The 14,778-nt window shown below is 59.2% G+C and carries 12 protein-coding genes; 6 read left to right on the plus strand and 6 right to left on the minus strand.

Annotation, left to right across the window (positions count from 1 at the left end; translation table 11 throughout):
* The first annotated feature begins 196 nt into the window (after nt 1–196).
* Nucleotides 197–1,069 (plus strand): LysR family transcriptional regulator, encoded by an 873-nt coding sequence (locus JFU37_RS20435; RefSeq protein WP_201117986.1) that lies wholly within the window; start codon nt 197–199, stop codon nt 1,067–1,069.
* Between the two features lie 103 nt (nt 1,070–1,172).
* On the opposite strand, the gene JFU37_RS20440 is transcribed toward JFU37_RS20435, so the two are convergent.
* A complete protein-coding gene (locus JFU37_RS20440; RefSeq protein ID WP_201117988.1) occupies nt 1,173–2,036 on the minus strand; it encodes a LysR substrate-binding domain-containing protein in 864 nt (287 codons plus the stop codon).
* A 109-nt stretch (nt 2,037–2,145) separates the two neighbouring features.
* On the opposite strand from JFU37_RS20440, the gene JFU37_RS20445 reads away from it, so the two are divergent.
* The 3 genes from JFU37_RS20445 (at nt 2,146) to JFU37_RS20455 (ending at nt 5,095) form a co-directional block, all read left to right on the plus strand.
* Nucleotides 2,146–3,255 carry a 2-aminoethylphosphonate--pyruvate transaminase gene (locus JFU37_RS20445; RefSeq protein ID WP_201117990.1) on the plus strand — a complete coding sequence of 370 codons (1,110 nt, stop codon included), beginning with the start codon at nt 2,146–2,148 and terminating at the stop codon, nt 3,253–3,255.
* Between the two features lie 194 nt (nt 3,256–3,449).
* Nucleotides 3,450–4,277 carry a phosphonoacetaldehyde hydrolase gene (phnX, locus tag JFU37_RS20450; RefSeq protein WP_201117992.1) on the plus strand — a complete coding sequence of 276 codons (828 nt, stop codon included), beginning with the start codon at nt 3,450–3,452 and terminating at the stop codon, nt 4,275–4,277.
* Nucleotides 4,278–4,534: 257 nt separating this feature from the next.
* On the plus strand, nt 4,535–5,095 hold the full coding sequence (locus JFU37_RS20455) for a cytochrome b (RefSeq protein WP_201117994.1): 561 nt from the start codon (nt 4,535–4,537) through the stop codon (nt 5,093–5,095).
* Between the two features lie 117 nt (nt 5,096–5,212).
* On the opposite strand, the gene JFU37_RS20460 is transcribed toward JFU37_RS20455, so the two are convergent.
* On the minus strand, nt 5,213–6,139 hold the full coding sequence (locus tag JFU37_RS20460; RefSeq protein WP_201117996.1) for a 1-aminocyclopropane-1-carboxylate deaminase/D-cysteine desulfhydrase: 927 nt from the start codon (nt 6,137–6,139) through the stop codon (nt 5,213–5,215).
* Nucleotides 6,140–6,288: 149 nt separating this feature from the next.
* Nucleotides 6,289–8,328, minus strand: a complete 2,040-nt coding sequence (locus JFU37_RS20465; RefSeq protein ID WP_201117997.1) for an oxidoreductase — start codon at nt 8,326–8,328, stop codon at nt 6,289–6,291.
* Between the two features lie 427 nt (nt 8,329–8,755).
* On the opposite strand from JFU37_RS20465, the gene JFU37_RS20470 reads away from it, so the two are divergent.
* Entirely contained in the window at nt 8,756–9,886 is a 1,131-nt protein-coding gene (locus tag JFU37_RS20470; protein ID WP_201117998.1) for a carbon-nitrogen hydrolase family protein, read from the plus strand.
* A gap of 3 nt (nt 9,887–9,889) precedes the next feature.
* A complete protein-coding gene (locus JFU37_RS20475) occupies nt 9,890–10,930 on the plus strand; it encodes an AraC family transcriptional regulator (protein ID WP_201117999.1) in 1,041 nt (346 codons plus the stop codon).
* Between the two features lie 351 nt (nt 10,931–11,281).
* On the opposite strand, the gene JFU37_RS20480 is transcribed toward JFU37_RS20475, so the two are convergent.
* The 3 genes from JFU37_RS20480 to JFU37_RS20490 form a co-directional block, all read right to left on the minus strand.
* Entirely contained in the window at nt 11,282–12,112 is an 831-nt protein-coding gene (locus JFU37_RS20480; RefSeq protein WP_201118000.1) for a DUF2242 domain-containing protein, read from the minus strand.
* A 200-nt stretch (nt 12,113–12,312) separates the two neighbouring features.
* Nucleotides 12,313–14,184, minus strand: coding sequence for a SurA N-terminal domain-containing protein (locus JFU37_RS20485; RefSeq protein ID WP_201118003.1), 1,872 nt, complete (start codon nt 14,182–14,184; stop codon nt 12,313–12,315).
* Between the two features lie 234 nt (nt 14,185–14,418).
* Nucleotides 14,419–14,691, minus strand: coding sequence for an HU family DNA-binding protein (locus JFU37_RS20490; protein ID WP_002552737.1), 273 nt, complete (start codon nt 14,689–14,691; stop codon nt 14,419–14,421).
* Between the last annotated feature and the right edge of the window lie 87 nt (nt 14,692–14,778).

Raw genomic sequence — 14,778 nt, forward strand, 5'->3', positions numbered from 1 at the left:
GCACTGCGATATCGCCCTGTCCCTGGGGCGTTACCGGTCAGATGAGGCCTGCAGTTGCACGCACAGGCTCATGGCCCCGGATGCTGTCGACTGACCAGTCACCGGGGCTGAGAGCGATAAAAACAATTACTGATTAATAAGTGAAATCGATTTATCGTATTTCCAATATAAGCTCAGCTTGTTACTGGAGGTTTCGATGTCGGTTTCCCACGCCCAGCTCAAAGCCTTCCACGCGGTCGCCGTTCACGGAAGCTTCACCAAAGCCGCCGAGCGGTTATTCCTCACGCAACCGGCCGTTTCCGACCAAGTGCGCAAGCTCGAAGAGCGTTTCGGTGTGCTGCTGTTTCACCGCAACAAACGTTCGGTGCGCCTGACCGATCTGGGCGAGCGGTTGTTGGGCATTACTCAACGGCTTTTCGTCATCGAGGCCGAAGCACAGGAGTTGCTTCAAGACTCCCAGGCGTTGCAGACCGGCAGCCTGATTCTGGCGGTGGATGCGCCGGTACATGTGCTGCCGCAAATCGCCCGCTTCTGCGAACGCTATCCCGGCATCAGCGTGAAGATCGAAACCGGCAACACCGATGAATCATTGTTCCGGCTGTTCAACTATCAGGCCGATCTGGCGTTGTTGGGGCGTGATGTCAGCGACGAGCGACTGATCTCGCTGCCGCTGCGCAATGACCCGATGGTAGCGTTCGTTTCGCGCAATCATCCGTGGGCGGATCGTGAATCCATCTGCCTGGCGGACCTGGATGACACGCCTCTGGTACTGCGGGAAATCGGTTCGGTGACGCGCCAGACCCTGGAGGAGGAAATGGCCCGGGCGGGGTTTCGGATTCGACCGGCGATTCAAGTGGAGGGCCGAGAAGCAGCACGAGAAGCGGTGGTCGTGGGGATTGGCGTCGGCGTGGTGTCGGCAGCGGAGTTCGGTGCGGATTCGCGGGTGTGTGCGTTGCCGATCACCGACTGCACGCGGCGGCTGACGGAGACGTTGGTGTGCTTGCGCGAGCAGAGTTCGCGGCGGGTAGTGGCGACGTTTCTGGAGATGGTTCGCGAGAGTCTGGTGTAGGCAGGTCCGGCCCCTTCGCGAGCAGGCTCGCTCCCACAGGGGTTATGTGAACGCCGCAGATCCAGTGTGGGAGCGAGCCTGCTCGCGAAGGCCGCACCTCGGTCTACCTGTTTGGCGCCAAACCAAAAAACGCCTGTATCAAGCGCAAATCCCGCCGCCGTTCCATACAACCGATCATGTGCCGATTCACCAATCCGTCGCCGATAATCGGCACCGCTACGACGCGGGGATCGTGACTGACTTCCACCGACGACACCACGCCCACCCCCAAATCTGCAGCAACGGCCTCGGTCACCGCTTCACGACTGTCCAGCTCCAGCAACACCCGTGGATTGACCAAGGCCCTCGCGCAGGCCTCATCAAACGTCCGGCGGGTGATCGAACTCGGTTCGCGCAACACCATGATGACCTGATCCAGCTCCTTGAGCGGCACCCCCTTAGAACGCTGCGCCCAAGGGTGACTGTCGGGCACCAGCGCACAAATCCGTGACTCGCTCAACGCTTGTAGATGCAAGCCTTTGCGCGGTTCGACTTGGGTGAGCACCGCCACGTCGGCATGCTCGGACAACAACGCCGCCAGGGTTTCCTGAGCATTGCCCAGACGAAGATTCACGGTGACCCCGGGATACCGCGCCCGCAGACTGGCGAGCATCGGCATGACCATGTGCGGCCCGTCCGCCGCCACTTCCAGACGCCCGGTCAACAACTGCCGGTTGGCCTCCAGCATCACCTGCGCTTCTTCGGCCAGGCCGAACATCGCGCGAGTGATCGCGGCCAGTTGGGTGCCCTCTTCCGTCAGTTCCACCCGTCGCGCGGTGCGCCGCAACAAGGTGATTTGGTAGTGCTCCTCCAACGCTTTGATGTGCCCGGTGACCGCCGGCTGGCTGATGAACAACCGCGCGGCGGCCCGGGTGAAGCTGCCCTCACGGGCCACCGCATCGAAGGCGCGGAGCTGGAACAGGTTCATGAATAACCCTCACTGATGGCTGGCATAACAACAAACAATTTGATTGATAGCACGGCAAATTGCAATTTAAGTCCCGTAGCTTCATCCCATCGATTGCGAGGACACGAGAATGAGTACTGCCGAACCCATCCTGCTCACCCCCGGCCCGTTGACCACGTCGGCCCGCACCCGTCAGGCGATGATGGTCGACTGGGGTTCTTGGGATGACCGCTTCAATCAACTGACCGCCAGCCTCTGCGAGCAATTGCTGGCGATCATCAACGGCGGTGAAAGCCACCACTGCGTGCCATTGCAAGGCAGCGGTACGTTCGCAGTCGAAGCGGCAATCGGCACCCTGGTGCCACGGGACGGCAAAGTCCTGGTGCTGATCAACGGCGCCTACGGCAAACGCCTGGCGAAAATTTGCGAAGTCCTCGGCCGTTCCTTCAGCACCTTTGAAACCGCCGAAGACGAACCGACCACCGCCGCCGACGTCGACCGCCTGCTTCAGGCAGACGCCAGCATCACCCACGTCGCGTTGATTCACTGCGAAACCAGTACCGGCATCCTCAACCCGCTGCCGGAGATCGCCCACGTCATCGCGCAACACGGCAAACGCCTGATCATCGACGCCATGAGCTCCTTCGGCGCGCTGCCGATTGATGCGCAACAGGTGCCATTCGACGCGCTGATTGCCGCCTCGGGCAAATGCCTGGAAGGCGTGCCGGGGATGGGTTTCGTCTTCGCACGCAAAGAAGCGCTGGCGAATGCCGCCGGCAATTCGCACTCGCTGGCGATGGACTTGTTCGACCAGCACACCTACATGGCCAAGACCGGTCAATGGCGCTTCACTCCGCCGACCCACGTGGTGGCTGCGCTGCATGAAGCGCTGCTGCAATACAACGAAGAAGGCGGGTTACCGGCCCGGCATCAGCGCTACGCCGACAATTGCAAAGTGCTGTTGGATGACATGGCCAAACTGGGCCTGCGCAGCTTCCTGCCCGCCGCGATCCAGGCGCCGATTATCGTCACCTTCCACGCGCCGAAAGACCCGCGCTACCAGTTCAAGGAATTTTACGAACGCGTCAAGGCCAAGGGTTTCATCCTCTACCCAGGCAAACTGACCCAAGTCGAAACCTTCCGCGTCGGCTGCATCGGACACGTCAACCAGACCGAGATGCACGCGGCCGTGGCGGCGGTCGCCGAAGTGTTGCTGGAAATGGAAGTACTGGAAATCTAAACCACAGCGCCTGTAGCAGCTGTCGAGCCTGCGAGGCTGCGTTCGGCTGCGAAGCAGTCGTAAACCCTGTCAGCGTGGTCTACCTGAAACACCGAGGTGGGCGGTTTTACGACTGCTTCGCAGCCGAACGCAGCCTCGCGGGCTCGGCAGCTGCTACAGAGATCACCATTCCCCAACTACAGGATTTGATCATTATGAACTACGCAAACCCAACCAAACTGCAAGCCGCGATCCTCGACTGGGCCGGCACCGTCGTCGACTTCGGTTCTTTCGCGCCGACGCAGATTTTTGTCGAAGCCTTCGCCGAGTTCGACGTCCAGGTGTCCATCGAAGAAGCTCGCGGGCCGATGGGCATGGGCAAATGGGATCACATCCGCACGTTGTGTGATCAGCCGGAAGTCGCCGAACGCTATCGCACTGTGTTCGGTCGCACGCCGACCGATGATGACGTCACCGCGATCTACAAACGCTTCATGCCGCTGCAAATCGAAAAAATCGCCGAGCACTCGGCTTTGATTCCGGGGGCGCTGGATACCATCGCCAACCTGCGCCAGCAAGGCATAAAGATCGGTTCCTGCTCTGGCTACCCGAAACAGGTCATGGACAAAGTGGTTGAACTGGCCGCCACCAACGGCTACATCGCCGACTACGTGGTCGCCACCGACGAAGTGCCGAACGGCCGCCCATGGCCCGCCCAAGCGTTGGCCAACGTCATCGCCCTGGGCATCGACGATGTCGCGGCGTGCGTGAAGATCGACGACACGGTGCCGGGCATCCTCGAAGGTCGTCGCGCCGGCATGTGGACCGTGGCGCTGATCTGCTCGGGCAACGCGCTGGGCCTGGACTACGAAGGCTTTCGCGCCCTGAGCAGCGACACCCTGGCCAGCGAACGCAAGCGTATCCATGCCATGTTCGAAGGCTCACGGCCGCATTACATGATCGACACCATCACCGATTTGCCGGAAGTGATCGCCGATATCAATAAGCGTCTGGCCAACGGCGAGATGCCGCAAACCAGTTGATCCAAAGCGCAGAGGCCCCCTGTAGGAGCTGCCGAAGGCTGCGATCTTTTGATCTTTAGCGTCCCCACTGACGCCCAAAATCAAAAGATCGCAGCCTTCGGCAGCTCCTACAGGGGTAGTGCGTTTTTTCTGTCTACTAACTGAACCAGAGTATTCGGCGTTCGATTACCTCAGGCAAACCCGGTGAAACAGGATTACAGTTAACGCACACCGTCGAACAAGAGCGGTGGCTCGACCTGACCTGTGAGGAACACCGTATGCCATGGAAAAACTCCGACTCGCGCTACAGCACTGTATCGATCATGCTGCATTGGTTGATGTTGGTGCTGCTGGTGCTGGTTTACGCCTGTATTGAATTTCGCGGGATCTTTCCCAAAGGCAGTGGCGGACGAGCGCTGATCACCGAATCGCACTTCATGCTGGGCTTGACCGTGTTTGTGCTGGTCTGGTTCAGATTATTCGCCCGCAGCCTGGGCCCCGCACCGCAGATTTTCCCCGCCTCCCCTCACTGGCAAACCACACTCGCCAAGCTGATGCATTGGGCGTTGTACATTTTCATGATCGCGATGCCGATTCTGGGCTGGCTGGTCACCAGCGCCAAGGGACAGCAGGTGATGTTCTACGGCTTTGACCTGCCATTGCTGGTTTCGGAAGACAAGGCACTGGCCAAGCAAATCGAGCACTGGCACGTACTCGGCGGCACCATCGGTTACTGGCTGATCGGCCTGCACGCGGTGGCCGGGCTTTATCACCATTACGTGGTGGGCGACAACACACTGCTGCGGATGATGCCCAAGCGGGTGAGTCGTAATACCTGAAGCCAACGAATACCTGTTGTAGGAGCGAGCTTGCTCGCGATGGTAGGTCAGTTATAAAGGTGTCGACTGACACACCATCGCGAGCAAGCTCGCTCCTACATTGGCACGAAGCGCGCTTCAGAATTGCGAAGAAAACCCGCGGCGGCCCTGTAAACCGCCGGTGTGGATGAAGATCAGGCGCGTTCCCTTGTCGAATTTTCCGGCGTCGACTTGCTGCTTGAGCATCAGCAGTGCTTTACCGGTGTACAGCGGTTCCAGGGCAATGCTGCTAGCCAATTCGGTCTGTTCGATGAATTCGAGTAACAGCGCATCGACTTTGGCGAAGCCTCCCCGGCTGGCGTCGAACAGTTGGTAATCTGAATGCTGCAAACCCGCCTCTAGCACAATCGATTCGACCTGCTGCGCCACGCCGTGATCGTCGGGCACCGCCAACGCACCGTAAACCGGGTGCTCTCCCGCTTCGGCCAGCACCAGGCCGGCCAGCGTCGTACCGGTTCCACACGCCAGCCACCAACCGTCGTAGCCGCTCCAGCCCAAACCGCTCAGTTGCTTGTGGACCCTTGCTTTAAGCTGCATGCAGCCTATTGCACCCTGCAAACCGCCGCCGCCTTCAGGCACTGGATGCAGATCCGGATACTGCGTCTGCCATGAGTGCCAGAACCCCGCTTCATGCCGCGCGCGATACCCGCCATAACCCAGCCAGTGCAACTGCATGCCGAAGGCCTGCAAGTCGTTCACCGTTGGCGTTTCTTGCGGATGACCGCGCAGCAGGCCGACGGTGCTGAAACCGAAACGCTTGCCTGCAGCCGCCAGTGCGTGGAGATGATTGGAGTGAGCACCACCCAGACTGATGATGCCTTTGGCACCGGCGAGGTCAGCCGTCTTCAGGTGTTCGATGAGTTTGAACCACTTGTTGCCGCTGATCAGCGGGTCGATCTGGTCCAGGCGCAGGATCGCGACTTCGATGCCGGCAGTGTTGAGCCAGTCGAGGTGAAGGGGTTCTAAAGGGGCTTGGGGTAGCCCGTTCGGGGAGGGAAAAAGCATGAGCTCTGCGCGATCTGGAAAAGAACTGAGTCTACCAGCCAGCGCAAACACTGTAGGAGCTGCCGAAGGCTGCGATCTTTTGATCTTAGCCTTTAAAAGCAAATCAAAAGATCGCAGCCTTCGACAACTCCTACAGGGACTTGTGAACGTTAGAGTTCAGCAGCCAACCGCGAACCCTGGTTGATCGCGCGCTTGGCATCCAGCTCCGCCGCCACATCCGCGCCGCCAATCAAATGCACGTTCAACCCCGCAGCCACCAAGCCGTCTTGCAGTTCACGCAGCGGATCCTGCCCGGCGCAGATCACGATGTTGTCCACCGGCAGCACCTGCGGCTCGCCGGTTTCGCCGATGCGGATGTGCAAACCTTCGTCGTCGATCTTCAGGTACTCGACGCTGTTGAGCATCTGCACCTGCTTGTTCTTCAGACCGGTGCGGTGAATCCAGCCTGTGGTCTTGCCCAGGCCGTCGCCGACCTTGGATTTTTTGCGTTGCAGCAGGAACACTTCACGGGCCGGCGCATGCGGCACAGCCTTGATACCGGCAACACCGCCGCGTGCTTCAAGGTGCGTATCGATGCCCCACTCTTTCCAGAACGCTTCACGGTCCAGGCTGGTCGCAACGCCTTGATGGACCAGGAACTCCGACACGTCAAAACCAATACCACCGGCGCCGATCACCGCGACACGCTTGCCCACCGGTTTGCGCTCGAGGATCACGTCGAGATAACTCAACACCTTGGCGTTCTCCACGCCCGGAATCGCCGGAGTTCTTGGGGCAATGCCCGTGGCGAGAATGATCTCGTCGTATCCGCCTTCAACCAGTTTTGCCACATCGACACGGGTGTTCAGGCACAGCTCAACGTTGGTGGTCTGCAGTTTGCGGTTGAAATAGCGCAAGGTTTCGAAGAATTCTTCCTTGCCGGGCACACGCTTGGCGATGTTGAACTGGCCACCGATTTCGCTGGCCGAATCGAACAGCGTCACCTGATGACCCCGTTCGGCAGCCACGGTGGCGGCGGACAAGCCCGCAGGACCGGCACCGACCACGGCGATCTTCTTGATCTGCCGCACGGGCAGATAGTTGAGTTCGGTTTCATGACAAGCCCGCGGGTTCACCAGGCAGCTGGTCAATTTGCCGCCAAAGGTGTGATCGAGGCAGGCCTGGTTACAGCCGATGCAGGTGTTGATTTCATCGGCACGCCCAGCGGCAGCCTTGTTGACGAAGTCCGGGTCGGCCAGGAACGGCCGCGCCATCGAGACCATGTCGGCATCGCCTTCGGCAAGAATCTGCTCGGCGACTTCCGGGGTGTTGATACGGTTGGTGGTGATCAGCGGAATACTCACCGAGCCGCGCAACTTGGCCGTGACTTTGCTGAACGCCGCACGCGGCACCTTGGTTGCGATGGTCGGAATCCGCGCTTCGTGCCAGCCAATGCCGGTGTTGATGAGGGTCGCACCGGCGTGCTCGATGGCCTTGGCCAGCGTCACGACTTCTTCCCAGGTGCTGCCGCCTTCCACCAGGTCGAGCATCGACAGGCGGAAGATAATAATGAAGTTGGGACCCACGGCTTCACGGACCCGGCGAACGATTTCCACCGGCAGACGCATGCGGTTTTCGTAGCTGCCGCCCCAACGGTCGGTACGGTGGTTGGTGTGAGCCGCGAGGAACTGGTTAATGAAGTAACCCTCGGAGCCCATGATTTCGACGCCGTCGTATTCGGCTTTTTGCGCCAGGGACGAACAGGTAACGAAATCGCTGATCTGCTTTTCGATGCCTTCCTCGTCCAGCTCGTTGGGTTTGAACGGGTTGATCGGCGCCTGAATGGCGCTCGGTGCAACCTGTTTCGGGCTGTAGGCATAACGGCCAGCGTGAAGGATCTGCATGCAGATCTTGCCGCCCGCCTCGTGCACTGCGCGGGTCACGATCTGGTGCTTGAGCGCTTCTTCTTCGGTCGTCAACTTGGCCGCACCGGAATACACCCCGCCCTCGTCGTTCGGACCAATGCCGCCGGTCACCATCAGGCCGACACCGCCGCGGGCACGTTCGGCAAAGTACGCCGCCATGCGCTCGAAGCCGCCGGGCTTTTCCTCAAGACCGGTGTGCATCGACCCCATCAGGGTGCGGTTGCGCAACGTGGTAAAACCCAGGTCCAGCGGGGCCAACAGGTGCGGGTAATGAGCGGCGGCCATCGGTAACTCCACAACGAGCGATCACGGAAAAAATGCAGGTGCTCTACGGCTAATGTCAGTCAGTTAAGAAAATCTCAGGCGAAACACGCTCTTGGTAGCAGCTGGCGAAGCCTGCGTTCGGCTGCGCAGCAGTCGTAAAACCTGAGCACGAGGTCTTCCTGAAACACCGCGCTGCCTGATTTTACGACTGCTGCGCAGCCGAACGCAGGCTTCGCCAGCTGCTACAGATCGCGTTACGGCTTAACTGATTGGCATTAGGCTCTACGGCCCCTGTCAGTCATGTTCGACAGATTAAGAGCCGCATCGCAGTCGCTCAATGACCGTAACTGACAACTTATTGATCCAAATGCACAGCAGCCCTTGGCAAGCGCCGGTATGAGCCCTACCCTAGTCGCGAACCCTGCACGCGGCCGTTGACTGTTTTCCCATGCGCAAACTTCTGTACCTGACCTGCTCCATGGCGTTGATCGCCGTCCTCACGACCTACGCAATGTGGGCCGCGGACCGTCCGGTGGGTCATTACTTGTCGGACCTGCGGATCAATCTGGCGGTGGATCAGGGGACGCCCGCCGATCGCGGCAATCTGCTGGGCATCCAGCCCGAGCTGTTTCCCACCGATTATCAAAGTCCCGAACGCTTGCACCGCAAACTCGCCGCTTACTTGCAGAAGGCTCAGGATCAGGGCTTGTTGAATGAAAAAACCATCGTCGTATTGCCGGAACATGTCGGCACCTGGCTAATGGTCAGCGGCGAGAAAGACGAGCTGTACCAAGCCACCACGCTCAAGGAAGCCATGAACTGGCTGGCGGTGAGCAACCCCTGGAAGTTCCTTCGCGCGTGGATCAGTGCCAAGGGCGACAGCCGGCTGGAGGACGCTCACCTACGGATGAAAGCCAAGGGCATGGCCAAAGATTACCAGGCGCTGTTCGGGAGTCTGGCGAAGGAGTTCCACGTAACCCTGGTGGCGGGTTCCATTGTGCTGCCCGAGCCCAGCGTCATCGACGGCACCCTGAAAATCGGCCGTGGCGCGCTGTACAACAGCAGCGTGGTGTTCGACCGCGATGGCCGACCCATCGGCCAGCCCCAGCGTCAGATGCATCCAATTTTCGATGACCATGACGTTATCGAGGCCAATGGCGAACACACGCTCAATGTCGTCAACACCCCGGCCGGGCGCCTGGGCGTGTTGATTGGCAGCGACAGCTGGTACCCCGACAACTACCGCAAACTCGACGAACAGGGCGTGCAATTGGTGGCGGTCCCGGCCTACGTCAGCGGGCGCGGCACGTGGGACAAACCGTGGCGCGGCTATAAGGGACTGTCGACGCCAGGTTCGGTCAGCCTCAAAGCCGGCGAGCTCAGCGAAGGCCAGGCCTGGCATCGCCTGACCCTCACCGCTCAACCGCCCAGCAGTCGGGCAATCGCCGGCATGAGCGTGTTCCTGCGGGGCCAGTTCTGGGATCAGGGCAGCGCCGGCCAAAGCTTTCTCAGCAGCAACGGACAGCAATTTGCCGACGGCAACGCCCGTGGTGCGCGCTTGCTGAATCTCTGGTTGTAGGCAATGAAACCGCTGCCGATGCGTCTCGGTGATCTTTCGGTAGGCTTCGTCCATAGCCTGGCCGACGCCGTGCGCAGTCACGGCGTAGACCCATTGCCACTGCTTGAACAATATGGCCTGGACGCGGCACGCCTTGGCGAAGCCGGCGCCCGGCTTTCGATCCCGCGCTACATGCGCCTGGGCCACGGCGCCATTCAGCTGACCGACAACCCTGCCCTGGGGTTGCGCATGGGCCAGCTCAGTCGCCTGAGCCAGTCCGGCCTGGCCGGAGTCACCGCCGCACAGGCGCCGACGGTGCGAGAAGCGGCACGCTGCCTGATTCGCTTCGAAGCCTTGTATGGTTCCAACTATCGAGGGCAATCGACCTTTCACGAAGACGCCGCAGGTGCCTGGCTGAGGTTCTATTCCATCAGCCCGTACAACGCCTATAACCGTTTCGTGGTGGATTCGATCATTGCAGGCTGGTTGCAGCATTTATCCAGCGTGAGCCCTGCCCAGCTGCGCGCCGAACGCATTGAGATCGAGTTCGAAGCGCCGCAGTACCGTGAGGCTTATGCCGTGCTGGGCGACTGTCCGATTCAGTTTGGCTGCGAGCACAATCAACTGCGCTTGAGCCTGGAAAGCCTCGCCCAGCGCAACCCGGAGCACTGTCCGAGCACCTGGCGGCACTTGCTGCAACTGTGTGAGCGGGAACTGGAGCAACTGACACGCACCCGCAGCCTGCGTGAACGCATCACACAGTTGCTGGGGCCGTTACTCAATGGTGGCCGGGAACCCGACCTGGAAGAGGTGGCGGCACGCCTGAAGCTGCCCACCTGGACCTTGCGCCGCAAACTCGCCGAGGAAGGCACGCAGTTCCGCGCGATTCTCAACGACACGCGTCGCGACCTGGCCATGACCTATATCCGCGACACTGAACTGGCATTTGGTGAAATCGCCTACTTGCTAGGCTTTGCCTCAGCCGAAGCATTTCAACGAGCCTTCAAACGGTGGAATGGCCAGACACCCGGCGAGTTTCGCCGTAGTCATCGCCAATCCGCCTGATGCTATAGCTCGGTAGCATCTTCGGCCGGTTCCAGCGGGTCCAGTTCAAACGCCTGAAACTCGAGCAGCTCTTCTTGATAATCGTCCATTTTTGAATCCCCCACAGCTCGTTGAAAAATCGTCTGAATAAATGACCAGCGCCCCAAGCATAAAGTGCCCACGTGAACGAAAAATGACGCAGGCACGACGCTAAGCAGCCACTTGATAAAAAGTAGCAGCCAGTCAGGGATTTATCACAGGATTTTTTTCGATACAGGCTGTAGGACAACGGCCCGGCTTGATGCAGATCAATCTTGAAGGCAACTACGGGTTCGGTATCGTCTGACCCGAACCCGTAACACCAGTGACGGACTACTGGCCGGTGACAGGCATGGCCGGAATCGGCTCGGTCGGCGGCGCCATGTTGCTCGGGTTCGCCGGTGGAGTAACGGCTTCCGTGGACGGCGTCGACTCGTTGTTTTCGGTCTTGGCAATCGGCGCAGCTTCAGGCGCAGGCGTCACTGGCTCCGAGGCTGCGGGAGCGGATTCGGCAGGGGGCGGCGCAGGTTCTGCCGCAGGTGCCGGCGTTGGCGTTGGCGCAGCCGGTGCAACCTTGGGTTCTGGCACGCCCAGATCGGTTTTCGGCTTCTCGATGATGTGCGCGGCTTTCTTCGCTTCTGGCGGCAGGAACAACTCGACCAGCGTGAAGAAACGTTCGTAGAACTTCGCCGAGGATACGGTTTCGCTGGCGACCTTGACCATTGAGTCGTCGGACGAGCCAATGGGCATCGACACCGAACCCAGCACACCCACACCGACGCTGGCGGAGTTGTTGGTCTTCTTCAGCGCATAACGATCCTGCAAGGCGTTGGCGAACATAGTGGCGTGATGCCCCTCGCTGCCGTCATCGGCACAGACCACACTGAAGCTGATCTCCATATGGGTCTCGCCGGTCTGCTGGAAACTTTTGTGTCCGCTGACCAGTTTCGGGTCGCCGCTGGTAATGATGTAGCCCTGGCTGAGCAATGCCCGACGAGCGGCTTCGCACGTCTGCACATCAGTCACCGGGTAACTACGCGAAAACGTGCCGGAGTCGTTGAAGTTCTCATGCTCATAGATGGCGGACTTTTTCGACGAGCAACCGGCCGCGACGGCCAGCACCAACGCCAGCCCGGCAACACGCATGGGAAATGAATTAAACATTGAACATCCTGAGGGAAACGGTCCGGGGCGTATTGTGCAACAGATCGATGCTGAGTGCCGCATCGATTGTGTCTTAAAAGAGTTACACGGCTATTGACCCCTGTTTGCGGGGAATGTCGCACAAAAAAACGACGTACGGATAACAAAAGACCCCGGCCTTTCGGCCGGGGTCTTGGTGCAGCGCAAAACTCAGTCTGACATCAGTAGCGCTTGATGTCGGCCTGGCTTTCCAGCTGTTTGCGGTAAGCCGCAAAGTCTTGCTGGCCAATACGCGAAGCGAGATAGCGACGGTATTGAGCCTTCTCTTCATCGGTCGGTGCCGCCGAGTCGTTCACGGCGTTCAGACGCACGATCACCAGGCTACCATCGGCCAGGGTCACGTTGCTGAAGGTTGGCTTGTCCTTGGCCGCCGGCTTCGGCATGCGGAACAGCGCTTGCAGCACGGCTGGGTCGACCCCTTCCTGGCCACGAGTGGCTGCCTGGGTCACTTTCCAGCTCTGACCGTCGATCGCCTTGTCCAGCGGTGTCTTGCCTTCGCGCAAGCTGACAATCAGCTGTTCAGCCTTGGTCTTGGCGGCAGCACTGGCGTGCTCCTTGGCCAATTGCACTCGGATGCTCGCATTGACGCTTTCAAGCGGCAATTGCGCAGGCTTCAGGTGTTCCTTGGCCCGCAGCACGACCACGGTTTCAGGGTCCAGCTCGATTGCGGTGCTGTTGGCGCCTTCATCCAGCACTTCAGGACTGAATGCAGCGGTGACCACGGCACGGTTAGCCGCAATACCTTCGCCACCTTCACGGCCGAACGGCTTGGACGTATGAATCGTCAGCTTCAGGTCCTGCGCCGGCTGGGCCAGATCGGACGATTCGAACGTAGAGTCTTCCAATTGCTTGGTCGCCTCGACAAAACGTTGCTCGACCTGCTGAGTTTTCGCCTCGCGAGTCAGTTTGTCTTTCAGGCTGGCGAACGTCGGCACTTCAGGTGCTTCCACACCCAACAGCTTGATCAGGTGGAAACCGAAATCGGTGCGAACCGGCCCGGAAACCTGATCCTTGGCCAACGCATAAAGCGCTTTTTCGAAGGCTGGATCGTAGACGCCAGGACCTGCATAACCGAGGTCACCGCCGTTGTTCGCCGAACCCGGATCCTGGGAGAATTCCTTGGCCAGAGCCTCGAATTTCTCACCTTTGGCCAGACGCGCCTGGACCTCTTCGATCTTGGCCTTGGCTTGCGCCTCGGTCACTTTATCGTTCACTTCGATCAGAATGTGCGCAGCCCGGCGTTGCTCGGACAGGTTCGCAATTTCTTTCTGATACGCCGCTTGCAGGTCTTCGTCCTTGACGCTGACCTGATCGAAGAAGGAAGCCTTCTTCAATTCGAGGTAATCAATGACGACCTGATCCGGTGTCATGAACTCCTTGGCGTGTTCGTCGTAGTAGGCCTTGACCTCATCGTCGGTCAGCTTAACAGCCGCCGGGTCAGCCTTGACGTTCAGGAAAGCGAAATCGCGGGTCTGTTTTTCCAGACGGGCGAACGCCAGCACCTGTGCATCAGTGACGAAACCGCTACCCGCCAAACCGGCGCGCAACTGACCGATCAGCATTTCCTGAGCCAGCATCTGGCGGAATTGCATGCGGCTGTAGCCGAGTTGACGAATGACCTGATCGAAACGCTCACGACTGAACTTGCCATCCACCTGGAATTCAGGCGTTTGCAGGATCACCTGGTCCAAAGCCACTTCGGAAAAAGCGAATTTCGAGTTTTCTGCGCCTTGCAGCAGCAGTTTGCGATCGATCAGGCCTTTGAGGGCCGATTCGCGCAGCATTTTTTCATCGAGCAAGGAAGCGTCGAAATCTTTGCCCAGCTGTTGCATCAGCTGACGGCGTTGCATATCGACCGCCTGGCTCAGCTCGTTCTGGCTGATTTCTTCGCCGTTGACCTTGGCCGCATCATTGGTGTGCGTCGTGGCCTTGAAAATGGCGTCGAAACCGGTCAAAGCCATCAGTGCAACGACGACACCAATGATGGTTTTGGCAATCCAGCCTTGTGAATTGTCCCTGATATTCTGCAGCATGCGTCCCCCAGAAACGGTTGAACTTCAAAATTAGGCAACCGTGGAGCGTGGGTAGAATCCGGATAGAAGAAAGGCGCATCCGAGGATGCGCCTTCTCGTAACTGGCGGAGCGGACCGAGGGTTCGAACTTGCGACCCTCGGTGGTCTCAGATCGGCAACTTGTCGACTGGACTACCGCTCCGCTGCCAGGTCAGGCATGACCCCGACCCGGATAGGCAAAAACCTGAATCGAACTTAGTTGACAGCTTCTTTCAGTGCTTTACCGGCTTTGAAACCTGGTTTTTTGGCTGCTGCGATTTCCAGTGTCTTACCGGTCTGTGGGTTACGACCAATGCGAGCTGGACGATCAGTTACGGAGAAAGTACCGAAACCAACCAGAACAACAGAGTCGCCAGCCTTGAGAGCGCCAGTGACGGATTCGATTACAGCGTCCAGCGCACGGCCAGCAGCAGCTTTCGGGATATCAGCGGATGCAGCGATAGCATCAATCAGTTCCGACTTGTTCACTCTAAGTCCCCTTATATCTATTTGAGTATGATTCTAAGTTTTTTGGTAAAAACAAAAACGAGTGCTGAATGGCCTACAGACACTACA

It is taken from the genome of Pseudomonas sp. TH41 (assembly GCF_016650695.1).
GTDB lineage: Bacteria > Pseudomonadota > Gammaproteobacteria > Pseudomonadales > Pseudomonadaceae > Aquipseudomonas.